Raw genomic sequence first — 2,972 nt, forward strand, 5'->3', positions numbered from 1 at the left:
TCCTCTTCATGGTTGGTGCTGGAGAGGAATACCGAGCTGAGCTTGTCGAAGCTGAGCTTGCCGTCCGGTTTCGGGTAGTCGATCTTTTTCGCCTCGGCGGCCAGCTTCAGGCAGGCGTGGTCCGGCTTGGTGTCGTGCAGGGTGAACGGCAGCTTGCCGCCGAACCCGTTCTGGTCGACGTAGTTGAAGGCCGCGCCGAAGATCGGCCCGAACTTGTGCATGGCCGGGCCGAAGTTGCGGCTGGCGTACAACTCGTCATACAGCCAGCTGGCCTTGAACGCGTCGACGTAGCGGTTCAGCGCATCGCCGCCCTCGCTGCCGGCGAGCAGCGCCTCGGCCACCGCGTCGGCGGCGAGCATGCCGGATTTCATCGCCGTGTGACTGCCCTTGATCTTGGCGAAGTTCAGGGTGCCCAGGTCGCAGCCGATCAGCGCGCCGCCGTTGAACACCATCTTCGGCAGCGAGTTCAGGCCGCCCTTGCAGATGGCGCGGGCGCCGTAGCTGATGCGCTTGCCGCCTTCGAGGTACTGGCTGATCACCGGGTGGTGCTTCAGGCGCTGGAACTCGTCGAACGGCGACAGATAGGGGTTGGCGTAGGACAGGTCGACGATCAGGCCGACCACCACCTGGTTGTTCTCCAGGTGGTAGAGGAAGGAGCCGCCGGTGTTCTCGGCGCTCATCACGTCCAGCGGCCAGCCGGCGGTGTGCACCACCAGGCCTTGCTCGTGCTTGGCTGGGTCGATTTCCCAGATTTCCTTAAGGCCGATGCCGTAGTGCTGCACATCGGCTTCGCTGTCGAGGTTGAAACGCTTGATCAACTGCTTGCCGATATGGCCGCGGCAGCCTTCGGCGAACAGCGTGTACTTGGCGCGCAGTTCCATGCCCGGCGTGTACAGCCCGTCCTTGGGCTGGCCTTCACGGTCCACGCCCAGGTCGCCGGTGACGATGCCGCGTACCACGCCGTTGTCATCGAACAGCGCTTCCTGGGCGGCGAAGCCGGGGTAGATCTCCACGCCCAGGTTCTCGGCCTGCTGGGCCAGCCAGCGGCACAGGTTGCCCAGGGAGATGATGTAGTTACCCTGGTTGTGCATGGTCTTGGGCACGAACAGGTCGGGCACCTTGACCGAGCTGCCCTGGTCCTTGAGCACATAGATGTCGTCGCGCTTGACCTCGGTGTTGAGGGGGGCGCCGAGGTCTTTCCAGTCGGGGAACAGTTCGTTCAGGGCGCGCGGCTCGAATACCGCGCCGGAGAGAATGTGGGCGCCGACCTCGGAGCCTTTCTCGACCACGCAGACGCTGATCTCGCTACCGGCTTCGGCGGCCTTCTGCTTCAGCCGGCAGGCGGCGGACAGGCCCGCCGGGCCGGCGCCGACGATGACCACGTCGAATTCCATGTATTCGCGTTCCACTGGTTCTCTCCTACTCAAGGCTCATCACTGTTGCTGATCTTATGGGTGCTCAAAGACACGCACGCGGCGGGGGCGGTTGTTGTAGCTGTGCCGGGGGCGGACTACACCGTTTTGTCTTGGCCGCGCATTATATCTACACCACTTGGCGGGTCCAATACAAACGTTTGTTTGAATTTGCCGCAGCCCAGTAAAATCACAGGGGTGCAGCTGGAGGCTGGCCGATTTGCCGTATTGACCGGATTGGGTGTTACGGTCAAGATACGAGCGGTTTTACGTTCGCCGTAGGCAGACCGTCGGGCGCAGGTGCACCCCTAAAGACCAGGCGTAGAGCAGGGATTTCAGGCTGAAAGCCTGTTTGTAGTGGAGTCTACACGCCACGACAGAAAATGACCCGCGGGTTTTGCCCGCACAGTCCCGACAGGACTGTTCGGTCACGAAAATTTCTCTCGCCGCGCCACGTTTTTAGAGGTGTCCTTGTACCCACGCGCATTCGCCGGGCACGCCCCAGGCGACATTCTTTTCACCGGAGAGTAACGAGGAATCCATGAAGGTTCTTGTAGCTGTCAAACGAGTGGTCGACTACAACGTCAAGGTTCGCGTCAAGGCGGACAACTCCGGCGTCGACCTTGCAAACGTCAAGATGTCCATGAACCCCTTCTGCGAAATCGCCGTGGAAGAGGCCGTGCGCCTGAAAGAGAAAGGCCTGGCCACCGAGATCGTCGCTGTCGCCGTCGGCCCGACCGCCGCCCAGGAGCAACTGCGCACCGCGCTGGCGCTGGGTGCCGACCGCGCCATCCTGGTCGAGACCAGCGATGAGCTGAATTCCCTGGCCGTGGCCAAGGCCCTGAAGGCCCTCGTCGACAAGGAGCAGCCGCAGCTGGTGATCCTTGGCAAGCAGGCCATCGACAGTGACAACAACCAGACCGGCCAGATGCTGGCTGCGCTGACCGGCTACGCCCAGGGCACCTTCGCCTCCAAGGTGGAAGTGGCTGGCGACAAGCTCAACGTCACCCGCGAGATCGATGGCGGCCTGCAGACCGTCGCGCTGAACCTGCCGGCGATCGTCACCACCGACCTGCGCCTGAACGAGCCACGCTACGCGTCGCTGCCGAACATCATGAAGGCCAAGAAGAAGCCGCTGGAGACCGTGACGCCAGACGCGCTGGGCGTTTCCACCGCCTCCACCACCAAGACCCTGAACGTCGAAGCGCCGGCTGCCCGCAGCGCGGGTATCAAGGTCAAGTCGGTGGCCGAACTGGTCGAGAAGCTGAAGAACGAAGCGAAGGTAATCTAAATGACTATCCTGGTTGTCGCTGAACACGAGAACGGTGCCGTTGCCCCGGCCACCCTGAACACTGTCGCCGCTGCCGCCAAGATCGGTGGTGATGTGCACGTCCTGGTCGCAGGCCAGAACGTCGGTGGCGTCGCTGAGTCCGCCGCCAAGATCGCCGGCGTTGCCAAGGTGCTGGTCGCGGACAACGCCGCCTACGCCCACGCCCTGCCGGAAAACGTCGCGCCGCTGATCGTCGAGCTGGCGAGCGGCTACAGCCACGTGCTGGCCCC

Annotated in this window: 2 protein-coding genes and 1 pseudogene; 2 read left to right on the forward strand and 1 reads right to left on the reverse strand. The window is 63.1% G+C overall.

Annotated features, from left to right (window positions below; translation table 11 throughout):
* Window positions 1–1,409, reverse strand: a 1,409-nt coding sequence (locus tag P0Y43_RS18900) for an NAD(P)/FAD-dependent oxidoreductase (RefSeq protein ID WP_275638781.1), incomplete at its 3' end; no start/stop codon positions are given.
* 544 nt (window positions 1,410–1,953) lie between these two features.
* On the opposite strand from P0Y43_RS18900, the gene P0Y43_RS18905 reads away from it, so the two are divergent.
* Both P0Y43_RS18905 and P0Y43_RS18910 read left to right on the forward strand, forming a co-directional pair.
* On the forward strand, window positions 1,954–2,703 hold the full coding sequence (locus tag P0Y43_RS18905) for an electron transfer flavoprotein subunit beta/FixA family protein (protein WP_275638782.1): 750 nt from the start codon (window positions 1,954–1,956) through the stop codon (window positions 2,701–2,703).
* Window positions 2,704–2,972 (forward strand): annotated as a pseudogene (locus P0Y43_RS18910) (electron transfer flavoprotein subunit alpha/FixB family protein); the annotation flags it as partial. It lies immediately after the preceding gene.

Origin of the sequence: Pseudomonas entomophila (assembly GCF_029193575.1) — a bacterium.
Taxonomy (GTDB): Bacteria; Pseudomonadota; Gammaproteobacteria; order Pseudomonadales; family Pseudomonadaceae; genus Aquipseudomonas; species Aquipseudomonas entomophila_G.